Source organism: Silanimonas sp. (assembly GCF_027530345.1).
In the GTDB taxonomy this organism is placed as follows: Bacteria; Pseudomonadota; Gammaproteobacteria; order Xanthomonadales; family Xanthomonadaceae; genus Silanimonas.
Genome location: NZ_JAPZQK010000002.1, coordinates 189696 through 206827, shown reverse-complemented (window position 1 = coordinate 206827; position 17132 = coordinate 189696). Strand labels below are relative to the sequence as shown.

Genomic DNA, 17132 nt, shown 5'->3' with positions numbered 1-17132 from the left:
ACGCGCTGGCCGAGACGGTGATCGGCCTGTTCAAGACCGAAGTGATCTACCGGCAGACCTGGCGCGGCCGCGAAGACGTCGAATGGGCGGTGGCCGATTGGGTGCAGTGGTACAACACAAAGCGACTGCTGGGGCCGATCGGCTACATTCCCCCGGCGGAAGCAGAGGCGGCGTTCTACGCCGAGACCAGCGGTTACGCTAAAGCGGCGTGACTCAACGAAAACAGCCTCCGGAAAAGCCGGGGCGGTTCACCCGGCTTCGCCGCCGGCTGGGCGGTCAACACGGCAGCCATCCGCACGGCACCGACGCAGCGAAGCGTTTCGATGGCCAAACGACACGCAGCACCCGCGTCGCCGGCTTGCGCCGGGCGCTGCAAGGTGGACCAGAGTCGATCCAAGGCGATATGCCGCGGCGGCAGCGTCACGGGCGCCTGCGTGGCTGGGTTGGGCTCGTCGAACATCGAGGTCGGCGCGGAGGCTGGGGCCGGGGTCGTCGAGGCCTCGACATCGCGGGGTGATGCCACCGTCGTGGGGGCGCGCTGCAGCAGCCACCACGCGAGCGCGACGACGCCGAGCGCGACGGCGGGCAAAGCGACGCGAAGGATCAGTCGCATGCCGACTCCCGATCCGCCAGCAAACCATCGGTCACGTCCTCCGCGCGCCGCCCTCGTTCGCGGGCCCGTGTTGCCCACGCATCGGAACGGCGGTCGGCTTCGGCCGCTTCTTCGGGCGACAGGCCGAGGGCCGCCGTGCTCTCCGGCGCATGGCCGCTGATCACCGCGGCGTAGGCGCGCAGCGCCGCGGCCGAATCGATCGGATCGGCCGGCTCGATCGGTCGAAGGCCGGCGCGGTCGGCGAAAGCAAACTCGAACCACAGCATTTCCGGATCGCCGCGCTCAAGCGCCGCGCGACGCACCGCGGCCGCGTCGCGACGCCATTGGTCGAACGCCGGCGAGCGCAGCCAGCCCCCACCCGCATTGTTTCCGCCAAAGCCGGTCGCCAGATTGACGGAGAAATCCGCCATCCATAGGCCGGAGGCGTACGTGACCATCGAATCCGGCTCCCCGGCGAGCGCGGCTTGGCGGAGCGAGTCGAGGATCTCGTCGTGGGAGATCGGTGGGGCGTCGGCGCAACGTCGGCCCCAGGCGTCCAGCCCCCGGAGGCTGTCGAACTCCTGCAGGGCTTGGGTATCCAGCCGCCGTTGGGCGTAGGCCCGATAGCGCTCGGGCAAGCCTTCCAGCGAGATACCGGCGTACTGCTGCCGCAGGTTCTCTTCGATCTGACGTGTCATTTCTGCGGATTGGCCGGACGTCAAGCTCACGCCGATCGATCGCGCCCTGAGGCACTGCGAACCGATCACCGCCAGCCGGCAGGCGGCGGTGGCGTTTCCGCGGTCTGCGGCGTCGCGGAGTGCGGGAATCTGCGCGGCGAGCGGCGCATCGATCGGGGGCAGGCCGGCGGTGTCCGGGCGGTACTCCCCGATCACGAGTGCCGGCGACGGGGAATCCGCGGTGCCCGCGATGGTCGAGGGCGTCATTGTCGCGGACGCGTCTGGAGCAACCGCGGGCGCCGACGGTGCGGCGCTAGGCGCCGCAGGTCGGAACGCCCAATGCCACGCGCCAGCGGCCAGAAGCAGGCCGAGCGCGGCGAGCAGGAGGGGCATTTGGCGGGAGCGGTGCATCGATCCTTCGATGGCATGCTGCGGGGGAGTCGCCACGCTAAGGCACTCACGCCCGCTTCGCTAGACTCCGCGGCCTCCGCACTGCTTCAACGAGGTTGCCCATGCTCTACCGCCGTCTCGGCCGCACCGGCCTGCAGGTCTCCGCGCTGTCCTTCGGCGCCTGGGTCACGTTTGGCACCTCGGTGGGCCGCGGCGAAGCGCGCCGGTTGATCACGCAGGCCTTCGACGCCGGCATCAACTTCTTCGACAACGCCGAGACCTACGCGAAGGGCGAGGCGGAGAAGATCATGGGCGACGTGCTCGCCGACATGCGCTTCCCGCGCGACGCCTACGCGGTGTCGAGCAAGGTGTTCTTCGGCGCGGCGACCGAGCCCTCGCCGATGCAGAAGGGGCTGTCTCGCAAGCACGTGCGCGACGCCTGCGATGCGGCGCTGAAGCGCCTGCGCGTGGACTACATCGATCTGTTCTTCTGCCACCGCCCCGACCCGGAGACGCCGATCGACGAGACGGTGTGGGCGATGGACCAGCTCGTCCGCGCCGGCAAGGTGCTGTACTGGGGCACGTCGGAGTGGTCGGCCGACGCCATCGCCGAGGCCGATCGCATCGCCAAGGCCCACCACCTCGTCGGCCCGAGCATGGAGCAGCCGCAGTACAGCCTTCTGCATCGCGAGCGCGTCGAGCGCGAGTACGCGCCGCTCTATGCATCGATCGGTCTGGGCACGACGACTTGGTCGCCGCTGGCCTCGGGCCTGCTCACCGGCAAGTACGCCGGCGGCATTCCGGCCGGTTCGCGACTCGCGACGCCGGGCTACGAGTGGCTGCAGAAGAAGGTGCAGGGCGAGGAGGGCGCGGCGACGCTGGCGCGCGTGCAGCGCTTCATCGCGGTTGCGAATGAGCTCGGCGTCGAGCCGGCGCCGCTGGCCATCGCGTGGTGCCTGGCGAATCCGCAAGTGTCGAGCGTGATCCTCGGCGCAACGAAACCCGAACAGCTCACGCAGAACCTGCGCGCGCTCGACGTGCTGTCGAAGATCGACGCTGCGACGAAGGCGCGTCTCGAGGCGGCCGTCGGCTGAACCCCAGCAGGGGAGGTGCGGTCCCCCGCTTCGGGCAGTGTTGACATTCAAATGCGAATCAGTAGCATTTGCATCGAAACACCCCCGCCTTGGAGTGCGCCATGCCTTCCGTCGACCTTCCCCCGCTGCCCCCGAGCCCGGCGCGACTGTTGTCCACCGCCCGGCCCGCCTCCGCCGTCCACGCCCCGGCGGTAGACAGCCGCCTGCTGCTCAATGGCGCCCGCGAGATCGAGATCGTCCACGGCGACAAGGTCTACCGCCTTCGCCACACGCGGAACGACAAGCTGATCCTCGTGAAGTGATCGTTTCCAGCTAATCCCCCCGCCGTCGCTCGACGGCCCGGTCGCCAGCCCCGGTTTCCACCGGACGCCCGCTCCACCGGTTCCTTTCCGAACCCTTGGAGTTGTCCATGCGTCCCCGCTGCCTTGCGGTGGCGGTCGGCCTCGCGCTGTCCGCCCCGCTGTTCCCTTCGACGGTTTTCGCCGCGCCGTCGCCATACCCTGCGCCCGAGCCAGCGACCCTCGATGCCATCATCGTCGTCGCCACCCGCGAAGCGGGCGCGATCGCCGACGCCCCCGCCACGGTCGGCGTCGTGTCGCGTCAGGAAATCGAGCGCACGCAGGCGCAAGACCTGCGCGAGCTGTTCCGCTACGAACCCTCGGTCACCGTGGTCGGCGGCTATGGTCGATTCGGCCTCGGCGATGTGCGCATCCGCGGCCTCGGTGGCAACCGCGTGCAGCTGCAGGTCGACGGCGTGAACGTCGCCGATGCCTTCAGCATCGGCAGTTTCGCCAATGCGGACCGCGATGCGGTCGATGTCGCCATCCTCAAGCAGGCGGAAGTGCTGCGCGGCCCCGCCAGCGCGCTGTACGGCTCCGATGCGCTCGGCGGCACCGTCCGCTTCGTCACCCTCGACCCCAACGACCTGCTCGACGGCGACGACGGGTTCAGCGGCCGGGTGCGGGCGGGGACTTCCAGTGTCGACGACAGCACGCGCCTCGGACTGACCATGGCGGCACGCGAGGGCGCATGGTCGTGGCTGCTCCATGCGCAGGCCCGCGACGGCGATGAAGCCAAGAACTCCGGTACGAATGAAGCGCTCGACGCCACCCGCACCGCCGCGAACCCCAGCGACCAGCAGCAGCGTGCGCTGCTCGGCAAGTTGCTCTACGACCTGGGCGATGGCAACCGGCTGCGGCTCACGCTGGATGCCGGCGAAACCGAGGCGACGACGAGCGTGCTTTCGGCCCGTGCCGACACGGTGGTGTTCGGCCAAAGGACACGCGTGCACTCGCTGGATGCCGACGATCGCAAGACCCGGGCCCGCGTGTCGCTGGACGGCGTGCATGCGATCGACCATGCGATGGCAGACACCCTGCGCTGGCAGTGGCATCGGCAGGAGAGCACGACGGAGCAGGCCACGTTCGAACAACGCGCTTCGATCATCGCGAACGCGGCGGTGAACCCCACGCGACGCGAGCGGCTGTTCGACTTCTTCCAACGGGAGGACGGGCTGGAACTGGTGGCCGACAAAGCGCTCGGCGGGTTCGACCTTCTTTGCGGCCTCCAACTCACCGAGACGGATATCCGCCAGAAGCGCGATGGCCGCAGCACCAACCTGACGACTGGGGCGGTGAGCAGCACGATCTTTCCCGATGTCTTCCCGGTACGCGATTTCCCCGTCAGCCGGACGCGCGAGTGGGCACTGTTCGCGCAGGCCGACGTTCCGCTGCTGGACGGTGCAATGCGACTGGTGCCCGCACTGCGCTACGACGACTACCGCCTTGATCCGTCGATCGATGCCATCTTCGCCGGCGACAACCCCGGCTTCGTTCCCGTTGGTCTCGATGCGCAGCGCTGGAGCCCGAAGCTCGGCCTGGTCTGGTCGTTCACCGATGCGGTCTCGCTCTACGCCAACGCGGCGGCCGGCTTCCGTGCACCGCCCTACGACGACGCCAACCTCGGGTTCACCAACGTTGCTTCGGGCTACGCGGCCCTGCCAAACCCCGATTTGAAGCCCGAAACCAGCCGCGGCGTGGATGTTGGCCTGCGCGGCGATCACGGCCCTTGGCAGTGGACCGTCACCGCGCACGCCACGCGCTACCGCGATTTCATCGATTCGCGTCGCAATGTCGGCATCGATCCGACGACCGGCTTGCTGCTGTTCCAGTCGGTGAACCGCTCGCGTGTCGACACCTGGGGTGCGGAGGCCAGCGCGCGCCTGGCCCTCGACGATCTCGGTTGGCACGGCGGTTTCCTGCGCTTCGCCGCCAGTCGCACGCGCGGTGTCGACCGCACGGCCGATGCCTGGCTTGCCTCGATCGATCCGCTGCGCGCCGTGCTCGGCGTGGGTTTGCGCGGCGAGGTCGCCGGCCTTGAACTCGTCGCCAGTGCCGCGGCACGGCAGCGGGATGTCAGCGGCACCGGCGCCTTCATCGCCCCGGGCCACGCGCTGCTCGACCTGATCGCCGACTGGGAGCTCTCGTCGGCGTGGCGGTTGGAAGCGGCCGTTTTCAATCTCGCCGATCGCCGCGTCTGGGATGCCACCGACACCGCGGGCGTGTCCGCGAGTTCAACGCTCCTCGATCGCTTTACCCGCGCTGGTCGCAATGCCCGGCTCACCGTTACCGCGTCGTTCTGACGTCGGCTTCGAACCCTTTCGCCCCTCACCCAGGAGATCGCCATGCGCGTCCCGATGTCCCCGCTCGTCCCATTGCTTCTCACCACCCTCGGCCTAGCCACGGCAGCGGCCGCCGCACCGCAGGCGGAAGACCGCGCCGCCATCCTCGCCATGCAGGGCGAGTACGCGGTGACCTTCCAGTTCAAGGAAACCGTTCCTCTCACCGCCGGCTACGAGGCGCGTGAGTCGAAGGACAGTGGTGCCCGGGAAGTGGTTCTCCTCATCGAGGACTCGCCGTCGAAGATCGTGTTGCAGCACCTGCTCGTGGCGCCGAACGGCCATGTGACCAAGCACTGGCGGCAGGACTGGACCTTCGAGGCGCCGTCGCGCTTCGAATTCGTCGCCGACCAGACCTGGCGTGTCCGCCCGCTGACGGCGGAGGAAACGGCCGGGAAGTGGACGCAGTGCGTGTTCGAGGTGTCCGACGCCCCGCGCTACTGCGGCACCGGCGCGTGGAACCACAAGTACGGCAACGCGACGTGGACCTCGGATCGCAGCTGGCGCCCGCTGCCGCGCCGCGAGCACACCGTGCGCGACGACTACAACGCGCTCAACGTCGAGAACCGCCACACGATCACGCCCTTCGGCTGGACGCATGAGCAGGACAACACCAAGACCGTCCGCGAGGGCGAGCGCACCGTGCGGACGCTGACCCGCGAGTTCGGCTTCAACGACTACCGCCGCACGACGGAAACCGACTTCGGTCCGGCCTACCGCTACTGGCAGGCGACGGCGCCGTTCTGGGCCGAGGTGCGCGCGCGCTGGCAGGCGGCGATGGACACGGGCGGTCTGGTGATCGACACGCAGGTCGACGGCATGCCGGTGATCGTCGGCCTGTTCAACCTCGCGTCGAAGGCCGAAAACGGCGACGCGGTCGAGGCCTCCGCCATCGACCGCGTCTTCGAGCGGCACATCGAACCGCTGCCGCCGTCCAACGAAGCGACGGCGGCGCGCTGATCGCGAGGCTCAGGCCATCGTCAGGCCGGCACCGGCGGGAGGTGCCGGCGGTGCCGGGGGCGGCGGGGGCGCGCCGTTCGGCGGGGCCGGAGGCGCGGGAGGTGCCGGCGGGGCGGGCGGTGGCGGCGGCAGGAAGTCGATGGGACGGCCTTCCGGCACGGTGATCTCGACGTCCTGCGCCGCGCGGTTGCGCAGGATGCGCAGCTTCAGTTTCTCGCCCGATTCCTTGGCGCCCAAGGCGCGCATCACGTCGCGCGGCGATTCAACGGCGCGGCCTTCGACGGCGGTGATGACGTCGCCGGACTTGAGGCCCGGCAGGGCAGCGCTGGCCGAGATGAGCAGCGCGCCCTTGTCCGCGCCGAAGTAGCGGCCCAGGTCCCCGTCGATGCTGCTCAAGTTCAGGCCGCGGAAGCGGAAGGCGCGCGACATGGCTTCGCGGTCGCAATCCCCTTCGCCATTGACGCAGGTGAGCACGCGGATCTCGCCGGGGCCGCCGTGTCGGCCGTGCCTGCCTTCACCCTCGCCGACGCGCTCGCGGAGGATGTGCACTTCGCGTTGTTCACGGCCTCGGCCGTCGTTCCATTGGATGGTCCCGCGCCCGGGCAGTTCATCCGCCACGACCGCTGCGGCGGCCGACCGGCCCTCACGCAGGTAGCCGACATTCACCGCCTGGCCTTTCTGGATGCCGCGCAGGGCCGCTAGGAGGTCATCGGGACCCGTCACGGTCTTGCCATGCGCGCTGCGGATGACGTCGCCGGCCTTCAACCCGGCCTTGTCGGCCGGGCCGCCGGGTGTCACCGCGGCAATGCGCGTGCCGCCGTCGACGGCTTCGCCGAGCACCACGCCGAGGCCGATGCGCGGCTCGCCAACGCGGTGCATGACGATGCGCGGTGCCGGCCCGCCGACATCGCGGGCGAGTTCGGCCATGCGCTTGCCGAGCTCGGACATCTCTTGTTGAAGGCGAGCCATCTCCGCGCGTTTCGCGGCGAGTTCGGCCGGGGCCGCGGGGGCGTTCGATTGCGCGACGCTCGCGCCCGCCAACGCGAGTGCGAGGGCGGCCGCAAGGGTTCGTTGCAGCTTCGGGGCGTTCATTCGTTTCTCCTCAGGGAGCTCATTCGAGGTCAGTGCAAAGCGACCAGGGTGGTTTCAAAGGACTGGCCCGCGGAAGCCAGCAGTCGTCGCGACGATTGCAGTTCGGCATAGCGCGACAGGATGTCGACGCGCTGCTGCCAGAGTTCTTGGGCGTCGCGCGAGCCGCGCGGCGCGGTGGCAAGGGCGGCGTCGATGCCGCCGAGTTCATCCTCGAAGGCGAGCCCGAGCACCAGCGCGTCGGCCGGCTGCAGCGGGTCGTCGTTGACGGCCGCGATCAGCCGTTCGAGGCGCGCGGATTCGCGCATCAGGGCGGGCAGGTCGACGGGGGTGAGCGGGCCCTCGCTCGCGGTTCCGTCCGCGACGGATTCCGCCGCGGCGCCTACGGCCGGCGCGTCGCCGGGCACCGGCAGCAGCAGGGCGAGCGCGAGTGCCGCTGCGGTGGCGAAGGCGTAGGGCCAGCGGGTCACGACCGGACGGCGCGGCTGATCGAGGTGCGCAGCCGCGGCGATGCCAGGCCACGCGCTGCGCGGCGGCGCCTCGAGGGGCAGGGCGCGCAGGGCCTCGGCGATCGGCAGGGCGCGCTCCGGGGGCGGGGTGTGGCCCACGTCAGGCATGGGAGGCCTCCGTCAGTTGCAGCAGGGTGCGCAGCTTTCGCGTGCCGCGCGCCAGTTGGGACTTGGAGAAGCTCACGCTCTGCCCGAGCAGCGCGGCGATCTCCTCATGGGTGTAGCCCTCGGCGTGGTAAAGCCAAAGCACGCTGCGGGTCTTGTCCGGCAGCCGGCCGAGCGCCTGCGTCAGCGCTGCGGCGTCCGCTGCCTGCGGCGGTAGCAGGCCCTCGTGTTCGATCAGGTCCGGCTCGAAGGCTTCGGCCTCCGCCGGCTCGTCGCGGCCACGGCTGCGAAGACGCATCAGGCATTCGTTCACGGCTACCTGCCGCAACCAGCCCCAGAACGGCGATTCGCCGCGGAAGCCGGGCAGTTTGTCGAACACCTTCAGGAAGGTGTCCTGCAGCACGTCCATCGCCGCGTCGGGGCAGCCAAGCATGCGCATCGCCAGGCCGTACACGGGGCGCTCGAACCAGCGGTACAGCTGCTCGCAGGCCGCGCCGTCGCGCTTCCGCGCCCGGTCGAGCAGGGCGTCGGGCACGTCGATGGCGAAGGCGGAACTGCGGGTCATGGCTCCTAGGATGCGCCAGGGCCGGAAAGCGTCGCAGCGTCCTCGCGAGGCGGCGTGCCTATACTCGCGTCGCGTCCGGTGCTGCGTGGTCGCGCCCCCACCCAAGGAGTCGTTTCGTGGAAATTCTGATTGGCGTCATCCTCGTCGCCGGCATCCTCTTCCTCTTCAAGATGGTCCGCATCGTGCCGCAGGGCTTCGAGTGGACGGTGGAGCGCTTCGGCAAGTACACCCACACGATGGAGCCGGGCCTGCACTTCCTGTTCCCCGTGGTGCAGGGCGTGGGCCGCAAGATCAACATGATGGAGCAGGTTCTGGACATCCCCAGCCAGGACGTCATCACCAAGGACAACGCGGTGGTGAAGGTGGACGGCGTGGTGTTCTTCCAGGTGCTGGACGCCGCCAAGGCCGCCTACGAGGTGTCCGACCTCGAGTCCGCCACCATCGCGCTGGTGATGACCAACATCCGCACGGCCATCGGTTCGATGGACCTCGACGAATCGCTCTCCAAGCGCGACGAGATCAACGCCAAGCTGCTCGGCGTGATCGACACCGCCACCCATGCTTGGGGCATCAAGGTCAACCGCATCGAGCTGAAGGACATCCAGCCGCCGCAGAACCTGATCGACTCGATGGCCCGCCAGATGAAGGCGGAGCGCGAGAAGCGCGCCAACATCCTCGAGGCCGAGGGCCTGCGCGCCGCGGAGATCCTGCGCGCCGAGGGCGAGAAGCAGGGCGCCGTGCTCGCGGCGGAAGGCAAGAAGGAGTCCGCCTTCCTCGAGGCCCAGGCCCGCGAACGCCTTGCCGAGGCCGAAGCAAACGCCACCCGCATGGTCTCCGAGGCCATTGCCAAGGGCGACGTGCAGGCCATCAACTATTTCGTCGCGCAGAAGTACGTCGAGGCCTTCCGCGAGCTGGCGAATTCGCCGAACAGCAAGTTCGTGATGATGCCGATGGAGACCACCGGCATCATTTCCTCGCTCGCCGGCATCGCCGAACTGGCCAAGGAAGGGCTGGGCAACCAGCAGGCCACGCAGGCCGCCAAGGCGGCCGCCCGCGCCACGCCGCCCGCGATCCCGCGCTGAACCCCATGGACCTCGATTTCCGCCCCATCGTCATCTTCTGGGCCTGCCTCGCGCTCGGCCTGATCGCGCTGGAAACCCTGGTGCCCGGCGCGGCGCTCATCTGGCTCGGCCTCGCGGCCGGCGCGATGCTGGTCCTCGTGGTCTTCGTACCCGACCTGCCGATGTTCTGGCAGGCGGTGCTCTTCGTCGGGTCGTCGTTCGCGATCGTGGCCTTCTACTGGACGCGCATCCGCAAGACCGGCATCGCCAGCACGCAGCCACTGCTCAACCGTCGCGGCGAGCAGCTGGTGGGGCAGGTGTATCCGCTGGAATCGGCCATCGAGAACGGCCGTGGCCGGGTCAAGATCGGCGACGCGTTCTGGATGGTCGTTGGCCCGGACCTGCCACAAGGCGAGCGCGTGCGCATCGTCGCCGCCGAGTCGATGCAACTGCGCGTCGAGCGCGCCTGAAGCAGGCCGAAGGGGCGACGCCGTCACGCGGCCTTGCGTTTTTCGGGATGAGAACGGTTATCATTTGTGTGCTTTCTCATCCTCTGGAGTCTCCATGCGCCTCTCCGTTTTCCCCCGCCTGCTGCCGATCGCCGCGGCCCTCGCCGCTGCGTTGACGCTCGCCGCCTGCTCCGCGCCGGCCGAGCCCGAATCGGCCGCTGCCGACGCTGCAGCAAACGCGGACAACGCAGCTGATTCGGCGGCCGCAACCTCCGCTACGCCGGAAGGCCCGCTGGTCGTTTACTCGGAGCGCAAGCCGCCGCTGCTCGATCCGGTGCTGCAGGCCTACACCGCCGAAACCGGCGTGCAGATCGAAACCCGCATCGATGGCGCCGACGCGCTGATCGAGCGCCTCGCCGCCGAAGGCGCGAGCACGCCCGCCGACCTGCTGATCACGGTCGACGCAGGCAATCTCTGGCAAGCCGCCGAGCGCAACCTGCTCGCGCCGGTGGTGTCGCCCGTGCTCGAGGCGAACGTGCCGGCCAATCTGCGTGACGCGCAGGGCCGCTGGTTCGGTCTGTCGGAGCGTGCGCGCACCATCATGTACGCGAAGGATCGCGTCGATCCCGCCACGCTGAGCACCTACGAGGCGCTGGCCGAGCCGCAGTGGAAGGGCAAGCTCTGCCTGCGCTCGTCGGCCAAGGTCTACAACCAGTCGCTGGTCGCCACCATGATCGAGCGCCTCGGCGCCGACGCCACGCGCGAGGTGCTGAAGGGCTGGGTGGCGAACCTCGCCGCGCCGCCGTTCGCCGACGACACGCTGCTGCTGCAGGCGATCGCCGCCGGGCAGTGCGAGGTCGGCATCACCAACACCTACTACCTCGGCCGCCTGCTGAAGGACGACGCTGCGTTCGCCGTGGCGCCGTTCTGGCCGAACCAGGCCGACGCCGGCGTGCACGTCAACATCTCCGGCGCAGGCGTGGTCGCGGCCAGTGATCGCCCGGAGCAGGCGCAGGCCCTGCTCGAGTGGCTGGCCAGCGATACGGTGCAGGCCAAGTTCGCCGGTCTGAACTTCGAGTACCCGGTGAAGCCCGGCATGGCGCTGGATCCCATCGTCTCGGGCTGGGGTGAGTTCAAGGCCGATCCGGTTGACATCGCCGTCGCCGGTCGTCGCCAGGCCGAAGCGGTGATGCTGATGAACGAGGCCGGATGGCGCTGACGCCGAGCCCGCTGTCCTTGTGGTCCACGCGCGGCGCCGTTCTCGGCGCCGCGCTGCTGTTGTGCGCGCCGCTGGCGTTCCTGGCGGTCTCGCCCGGCGAGGTCGCTCCCGGCCTCTGGCCGCACGTGGCCTCGGTGATGCTGCCGCGCGCACTGGGTCAGACCGTGGCCTTGCTCGTCGGCGTCGGCACGCTCGCGCTGGTGCTCGGCATCGGCTTCGCATGGGCGGTGACGCGCCATGAGTTTCCCGGGCGGCGTTGGCTGGAATGGGCCTTGGCCCTGCCGCTCGCGTTTCCCGCCTACGTGCTGGCATACGTGTATGTCGCCGGCCTGAGTTTCGATGCGGCGCCGGCCCGTGCGTGGCGTGCCATCGGTTTGCCGCCCGACGCCTTCCCCGAGGTGCGCAGTGTGCTGGGCGCCTGCGTGGTGCTCGGCCTCGCGCTCTTTCCTTATGTGTACCTGATGATGCGCGCCACCCTGCAGAGGCATGGCAGCGCGGCGTTCGACGCGGCGCGATTGCTCGGGGCCTCGCCGCGACAGGCATTCGTTCGCATCGTGTTGCCGGCGACGCGCGTGGCCTGGCTGGGCGCGCTCGGCCTCGTCCTGCTGGAAACGCTGGCCGATTTCGGCGCGGTCAAGCTGCTCGGCCGCGACACGCTCACCACGCTGGTGATCCAGAGCTGGACCGGGCTGAACTCGCTGGCGCTGGCCGCGCAGTTGGCTCTGGCGATGCTCGGCGGCGTGCTGCTGGTCCTGCTGCTGGCGCATCGAGGCCGCCGCGCCCTGCCGCCGCCGGGGCCCGAGCTGCGCGCGCCGCAGCGAACCCGCTTACCGCGCATGGCGGGGCTTGGCGTGGCGTTGGCCGCCTCGCTCGTGGTGGCGCTCGGCGTGGTGTGGCCGATGGCGCAACTGCTCGCATGGCTGCCGCCGACTCCCTGGTCTGCGATGCCTTGGGCGGCCTTGCGCGGCACCGTCATGATCGCTGCGCTTGCGGCGGTCGTCGCCGTGGCGCTCGGTGTGCTGATCGCCGCGGCGCGTCGGCGCTTCCCGCAGGATCGCTGGCTCGGCGCGGGCGCTTTCCTCGCCGGCTTGGGTTACGCGGTGCCGGGTGCGGTGATGGCGGTGGCGGTGTTCTGGTGCCTGCTGGCGATCGAGCGCGCGCTCGGCCTGTCCGGATGGTCGACTGGCCTGGCCGCACTCATCCTCGCCCTGGTGATGCGCTTCCAGCGCGTCGGCCTGTCCGGTGCTTCGGCGGCGCTTGCGGTGCTGCGTCCGCACCTGATGGATTCCGCCGCGCTGCTCGGCCAAGGGCGTTTCGCCCGCTGGTGGCAGGTGGGCCTTCCGGTGCTGCGCCCCGGCCTGTTCGCCGCTGGGCTGCTGGTGTTCGTCGAGGCCATGAAGGAGCTGCCGGCCACGCTGATGCTGCGTCCTTTCGGTTGGGACACCTTGGCGGTCGAGGTGTATTCGGCCACGTCAGAAGGGTTGTGGGACCGGGCCGCGCTGCCCGCGCTTCTGCTGGTGCTGGTGGGTCTCGTGCCGGTGGTCGCGCTGCTCCGCCAACGGCACTGACGCCGCGGCACTGCGGCAGGCGCATCTGCGATACTTGGTTCCATCCGAAACCACCGCAGAGCGCGCGATGACGAAGTCCACGGTTCTCAATGCCACCCATCGCGCCCGCGGCGCCCGCATGGTCGATTTCGGTGGCTGGGACATGCCGCTGAACTACGGCTCGCAGATCGAAGAGCACCACCTCGTCCGCCGTGATGCCGGCATGTTCGACGTCTCGCACATGACCGTGGTCGACCTCCGCGGCGAGCAGGTCCGTCCTTTCCTCCGCAAGCTCGTCGCCAATTCGGTCGACAAGCTCAAGGTGCCTGGCAAGGCCTTGTACGCCTGCATGCTGAACCCGCAGGGCGGCGTCATCGACGACCTGATCGTCTACTTCATGGGCGAGTCCTGGTTCCGCGTGGTGGTCAACGCCGCCACCCGCGACAAGGACCTGCCGTGGATCGAAGCGCAGGCGAAGCCCTTCGACGTCGCCGTGCAGGAGCACCCGGAGCTCTCGATGATCGCCGTTCAAGGCCCGAGCGCCCGCGCCAAGTTCGCCTCGCTGCTGTCGGCTGAAGCCTCGGCCAGCGTCCTGGCGCTCGGCCGTTTCGCCGCCGCCGAAGTGGCGGGTCCGCAGGGCTCGCTGTTCGTGGCCCGCACCGGTTACACCGGCGAGGATGGCTTCGAAGTGGTCGTCCCGGAAGCCGACGCGGTTGCACTGTGGGAAGCGCTCGAGGGTGCCGGCGTCGGTCCGGCTGGCCTCGGCGCCCGCGACACGCTGCGCCTCGAGGCCGGCATGGCGCTCTACGGTCAGGACATGGACGAGACGGTGAGCCCGCTCGAAGCCGGCCTCGCCTGGACGGTCGCCTTCGACGAGGGCCGTGACTTCACCGGCCGCGCGGTGCTGGAAGCGCAGAAGGCCGCCGGCGTGGCGCGCCAGACCATCGGCCTCGTCATGGACGAGAAGGGCGTGCTGCGCCACGGGCAGCCCGTGCACACCGCCAGCGGCGTCGGCGAGATCCTCTCCGGCACCTTCTCGCCGACGCTCGGCCGCTCGATCGCGCTGGCCCGCGTGCCGGGCGGTGAACTCGGCGCCGTCGAAGTCGACATCCGCGGCAAGCGCATCCCGGTGCGCGTCGTGAAATATCCTTTCGTCCGCGACGGCCAGCCGCAGCCCGGCGTGCTGGCCTGATCCACACCGAATACCCCGGCCCCGTCCGCCCCGCATTCCACCGAACCTGGAGATCCCGATGAGCAACGTTCCCGCCGACCTGAAGTTCATGAAGTCCCACGAGTGGGTCCGCGCCGAGGGCGACGGCCGCTACACCGTCGGGATCAGCGACCACGCGCAGGGCGCGCTGGGCGACCTCGTCTACGTCGAGCTGCCGTCGGAAGGCGACGAGCTCACTCAGGGCGCCGGTTGCGCCGTCGTCGAGTCGGTCAAGGCCGCTTCCGACGTCTACGCGCCGCTCTCCGGCAAGGTCGTCGCCGTCAATGCCGCGCTTGCCGACGCTCCCGAGACGATCAACGGCGACGCTTACGGCGCCGGTTGGATGTTCGTCGTCGAAGCCAGCGATCCGGCGCAGCTCGGCTCGTTGCTCTCGGCCTCCGACTACGCCGCGACTCTCGAAGACTGAGGAAACGCCATCGCGGCGGCGCCAATCGGCGCCTCGCGACGCTCGCGAAGGCCGCGCCGAAGGGTGCGGCCTTCGTCGTTCCGGGCCTCCGGAAGCGCGCATCGACGCTCCGGAATCGCGTCGCGGAGGAAAAAAGTTCGCGCAGTTTTGATTTGTGCGCTGCATCAAACGCCGATTTCGGCACTTTTGGTGTCGCTTCGTCGGCATGTCGGTTGCGTTCGGAACGAAGCGCTTCGCCGATGTCCGGAACGCTCCCGAGGCGAGTGCGCGTTTTCGATATCGCGGTTTATTCCCGCGTTTTATGCATTCTTCGCGAATGCGCCTCCGCGTCGCGAGGCATCGACGTCGAGCGAGCCGAGCTCATCGCGCGCATTTGGCGTCGGAGCAGCGGAAAAAAAATTCGCAAAGTTGTTGACACAAAAAAAATGCGTGGCTAGTTTCCGCCGCAACGCAAGTCACATCACGACGAGTGATCCGAACGCACCTCCATCCGTATTGCGAACACGACGATCTCGCCCGAACGGCTCCGGCCCGGGGCGTGCGGTCCGACTCCCTCTCTCGCAATGCCGAGGTCCCCTTTCCCGGAACTGTCCCGCAAGGCCGCGATGTCCGCGCCGGTGGGGTGCTTCCGCGCGCCGCGATCCAGCGGCCAACCGCATCCACGCCGACGATCCCGTCGGCGCGGGTTTGCCGCGACGCCCAGCGTCGTGGCTCTGCCTTTGCTACTGGGCAAGTGACACAAGGCACTACGCCAAACCACTGACGAGGAGTGAACCATGGCTGTCAAGAAAGCTGCGAAGAAAGCCGCCAAGAAAGCGGTGAAGAAGGTTGCCAAGAAGGCCGCCGCCAAGAAGACCGTGAAGAAGGCCGCCAAGAAGGCCACCAAGAAGGTCGCCAAGAAGGCCGCCAAGAAGGTCGTCAAGAAGGCTGCCAAGAAGGCCGCCCCGAAGAAGGCCGCCAAGAAGGCCGTGAAGAAGGCTGCCCCGAAGAAGGCCGTCAAGAAGGCTGCGAAGAAGAAGGCCGCCCCGAAGAAGGCCGCCAAGAAGGCTGCCCCGAAGAAGGCTGCGAAGAAGAAGGCTGCTCCCAAGAAGAAGTCGGCCCCGAAGGCCGCTCCGGCTCCGGCCGCGCCCGTCGCGGCGATGTAAGCCAAAGCCGTACCCGATTGCTGTAATCACCCCCGGTCCGTTGCCCAGGCGGCCGGGGGACTTTGCAAAGGCCATAACGCCCCGAGAGGGGCGTTAGCTTTTTCCGGGGAAGTGAGGCGTCAGCGACCGTTGACGAGGTCGACCCACTCGCCGTCGGGCTTGCCGAGCACGCGGTCGAGAAACGTCGGCATCAGTCCGGAGGGCAGGGCCGATTCGCTGTTCCAGAGCACGACGATGCCGACGTCGCGGCGCGGCAGCAGGCCGATCATCCCGCGATACCCCTGCACGGCGCCCGCGTGGTAGACGAGCGGCTCGCCGTCGTAATCGAACACGCGCCAGCCGGTGCCGTAGTGGGCGTTGCGAAGGCGCGTGCGGCGCCAAGGCGAGCCCGAGAGCTGGTCGGGCGTCCGCACCAGCGGTGCGTGCAGGTCATCGAGCATCGCCGTGGAGAGCACCTCGGGATGGTGACCGAGCTGCGCCTTCGCCCAGATGGCCATGTCGTGGATCGAGGCATTGATGCCGGCCGCCGGGGGCACGCGGTAGTAGTTCTCGCGCGGGCGCACCGGCGTCCAGCCACGGCCCGCGCGCACGTGCGGGCGGGCCCAGCGAGCGCTGCCCTCGAGCCCGTCGCGGCCGAACGTGGTGTCTTCCATCCCGAGCGGGGCGAACAGCCGCAGCTCGACCTGGCGGGTGTAGAAGTCGCCCGTCACCGCGAACACCACGTCGCCGATCAGGCTGAAAGCGACGTTCTGGTAGCCGAAGCACCCGCCCGGCGCGCACAGCAGTGGCGCCTGGTTGAGTCGTGCGGCCAGCAGCGGATAGGGCGTGTCACCTTCGAGGTCGCGGTCGTACGTGTGGTACTTCAGCCCCATGCGATGGGCGAGGGCATCGCGCACGGTGAGCCGCGTCGAGCCCGCTGCATCCGCGAGCTGGAAGGTCGGCAACTGTTGGTCGAGCGGCATGTCCCAGCGCAGGGCGCCGTCCTCCACGAGCAGCCCGGCCAGGGTGCCGGCGAAGCCCTTCGACAACGAAGCGATCCGGAAGACCGTGCGGTCGTCGATGCGCTCGCCGTTGGCACCGCCGGTGCGGCCGTAGCCCCTCGCCAGGCGCTTGCGATCGCCATGGACCACAGCCACCGCCACGCCAGGAACGCCGCGGCCGATGATCGCCTGCGCCAGCGCATCGATGTCGGCCGTGGCCTTGGCGACCGTCGCCTCGTCCACGGGGATCGTCGAGGGTGCGGGCGTCGAGAGGCTGGCCGCAGGCTGCGGAGCGGGCGGCGTCGCGAGGGTGGGCAGGGTGGCGGTCGCGATCAGGAGCGACAGGAGAAGCTTGCGGGGACGCATGGGCGACGTATGCTGGAACTGCGTCGATTCTAGCGCTTCGACGCGCCCCCCTCGTTCAAGGAGTGTTCGC

17 protein-coding genes and 1 pseudogene are annotated in these 17132 nt (G+C 69.3%); 12 read left to right on the top strand and 6 right to left on the bottom strand.

Features of this window, described 5'->3' with window-relative positions; translation table 11 throughout:
• On the top strand, nucleotides 1-212 hold a 212-nt coding region (locus tag O9255_RS01205; protein ID WP_297864992.1), incomplete at its 5' end, for an IS3 family transposase.
• Here the strand turns inward: O9255_RS01205 and O9255_RS01200 are convergent.
• On the bottom strand, nucleotides 194-613 hold the full coding sequence (locus tag O9255_RS01200) for a hypothetical protein (protein ID WP_297864991.1): 420 nt from the start codon (nucleotides 611-613) through the stop codon (nucleotides 194-196). The genes O9255_RS01205 and O9255_RS01200 overlap by 19 nt on opposite strands.
• Nucleotides 604-1662 (bottom strand): hypothetical protein, encoded by a 1059-nt coding sequence (locus O9255_RS01195; RefSeq protein ID WP_297864990.1) that lies wholly within the window; start codon nucleotides 1660-1662, stop codon nucleotides 604-606. Before O9255_RS01195 ends, O9255_RS01200 begins: the two co-directional genes overlap by 10 nt.
• A gap of 119 nt (nucleotides 1663-1781) precedes the next feature.
• On the opposite strand from O9255_RS01195, the gene O9255_RS01190 reads away from it, so the two are divergent.
• From O9255_RS01190 to O9255_RS01175, 4 genes and pseudogenes are all read left to right on the top strand, one after another.
• Complete coding sequence (locus tag O9255_RS01190; protein ID WP_297864989.1) at nucleotides 1782-2753, top strand: aldo/keto reductase; 972 nt, start codon at nucleotides 1782-1784, stop codon at nucleotides 2751-2753.
• 188 nt (nucleotides 2754-2941) lie between these two features.
• Nucleotides 2942-3055: pseudogene (locus tag O9255_RS01185) on the top strand (hemin uptake protein HemP); the annotation flags it as partial.
• Between the two features lie 107 nt (nucleotides 3056-3162).
• The gene (locus tag O9255_RS01180; RefSeq protein WP_297864988.1) at nucleotides 3163-5394 is read left to right on the top strand and encodes a TonB-dependent hemoglobin/transferrin/lactoferrin family receptor; all 2232 of its coding nucleotides are present in this window, start codon (nucleotides 3163-3165) and stop codon (nucleotides 5392-5394) included.
• Nucleotides 5395-5448: 54 nt separating this feature from the next.
• Nucleotides 5449-6390 (top strand): DUF6607 family protein, encoded by a 942-nt coding sequence (locus O9255_RS01175; RefSeq protein WP_297865001.1) that lies wholly within the window; start codon nucleotides 5449-5451, stop codon nucleotides 6388-6390.
• Nucleotides 6391-6399: 9 nt separating this feature from the next.
• On the opposite strand, the gene O9255_RS01170 is transcribed toward O9255_RS01175, so the two are convergent.
• Genes O9255_RS01170 through O9255_RS01160 form a run of 3 tightly spaced genes read right to left on the bottom strand, consistent with a single transcriptional unit; the run spans nucleotide 6400 to nucleotide 8658 of the window.
• Nucleotides 6400-7482 (bottom strand): PDZ domain-containing protein, encoded by a 1083-nt coding sequence (locus tag O9255_RS01170; RefSeq protein WP_297864987.1) that lies wholly within the window; start codon nucleotides 7480-7482, stop codon nucleotides 6400-6402.
• Between the two features lie 29 nt (nucleotides 7483-7511).
• Nucleotides 7512-8096, bottom strand: coding sequence for a hypothetical protein (locus O9255_RS01165; protein ID WP_297864986.1), 585 nt, complete (start codon nucleotides 8094-8096; stop codon nucleotides 7512-7514).
• Nucleotides 8089-8658 (bottom strand): sigma-70 family RNA polymerase sigma factor, encoded by a 570-nt coding sequence (locus O9255_RS01160; protein WP_297864985.1) that lies wholly within the window; start codon nucleotides 8656-8658, stop codon nucleotides 8089-8091. The genes O9255_RS01165 and O9255_RS01160 overlap by 8 nt, the downstream gene beginning before the upstream one ends.
• Before the next feature lie 170 nt (nucleotides 8659-8828).
• Between O9255_RS01160 and O9255_RS01155 the strand changes: the two genes are divergently transcribed.
• The 7 genes from O9255_RS01155 (at nucleotide 8829) to O9255_RS01125 (ending at nucleotide 15716) form a co-directional block, all read left to right on the top strand.
• Nucleotides 8829-9740 (top strand): SPFH domain-containing protein, encoded by a 912-nt coding sequence (locus tag O9255_RS01155; protein WP_297865000.1) that lies wholly within the window; start codon nucleotides 8829-8831, stop codon nucleotides 9738-9740.
• Between the two features lie 5 nt (nucleotides 9741-9745).
• Nucleotides 9746-10189 (top strand): NfeD family protein, encoded by a 444-nt coding sequence (locus O9255_RS01150; RefSeq protein WP_297864984.1) that lies wholly within the window; start codon nucleotides 9746-9748, stop codon nucleotides 10187-10189.
• A gap of 94 nt (nucleotides 10190-10283) precedes the next feature.
• Nucleotides 10284-11387 carry an extracellular solute-binding protein gene (locus O9255_RS01145; protein ID WP_297864983.1) on the top strand — a complete coding sequence of 368 codons (1104 nt, stop codon included), beginning with the start codon at nucleotides 10284-10286 and terminating at the stop codon, nucleotides 11385-11387.
• On the top strand, nucleotides 11378-12955 hold the full coding sequence (locus tag O9255_RS01140) for an iron ABC transporter permease (protein ID WP_297864982.1): 1578 nt from the start codon (nucleotides 11378-11380) through the stop codon (nucleotides 12953-12955). The genes O9255_RS01145 and O9255_RS01140 overlap by 10 nt, the downstream gene beginning before the upstream one ends.
• Nucleotides 12956-13022: 67 nt before the next feature.
• A complete protein-coding gene (gcvT, locus tag O9255_RS01135; RefSeq protein ID WP_297864981.1) occupies nucleotides 13023-14126 on the top strand; it encodes a glycine cleavage system aminomethyltransferase GcvT in 1104 nt (367 codons plus the stop codon).
• Nucleotides 14127-14184: 58 nt separating this feature from the next.
• On the top strand, nucleotides 14185-14571 hold the full coding sequence (gene gcvH, locus O9255_RS01130; protein ID WP_297864980.1) for a glycine cleavage system protein GcvH: 387 nt from the start codon (nucleotides 14185-14187) through the stop codon (nucleotides 14569-14571).
• Nucleotides 14572-15347: 776 nt separating this feature from the next.
• Nucleotides 15348-15716 (top strand): hypothetical protein, encoded by a 369-nt coding sequence (locus O9255_RS01125; protein WP_297864979.1) that lies wholly within the window; start codon nucleotides 15348-15350, stop codon nucleotides 15714-15716.
• Nucleotides 15717-15835: 119 nt separating this feature from the next.
• On the opposite strand, the gene O9255_RS01120 is transcribed toward O9255_RS01125, so the two are convergent.
• Entirely contained in the window at nucleotides 15836-17062 is a 1227-nt protein-coding gene (locus O9255_RS01120; protein WP_297864978.1) for a serine hydrolase domain-containing protein, read from the bottom strand.
• Between the last annotated feature and the right edge of the window lie 70 nt (nucleotides 17063-17132).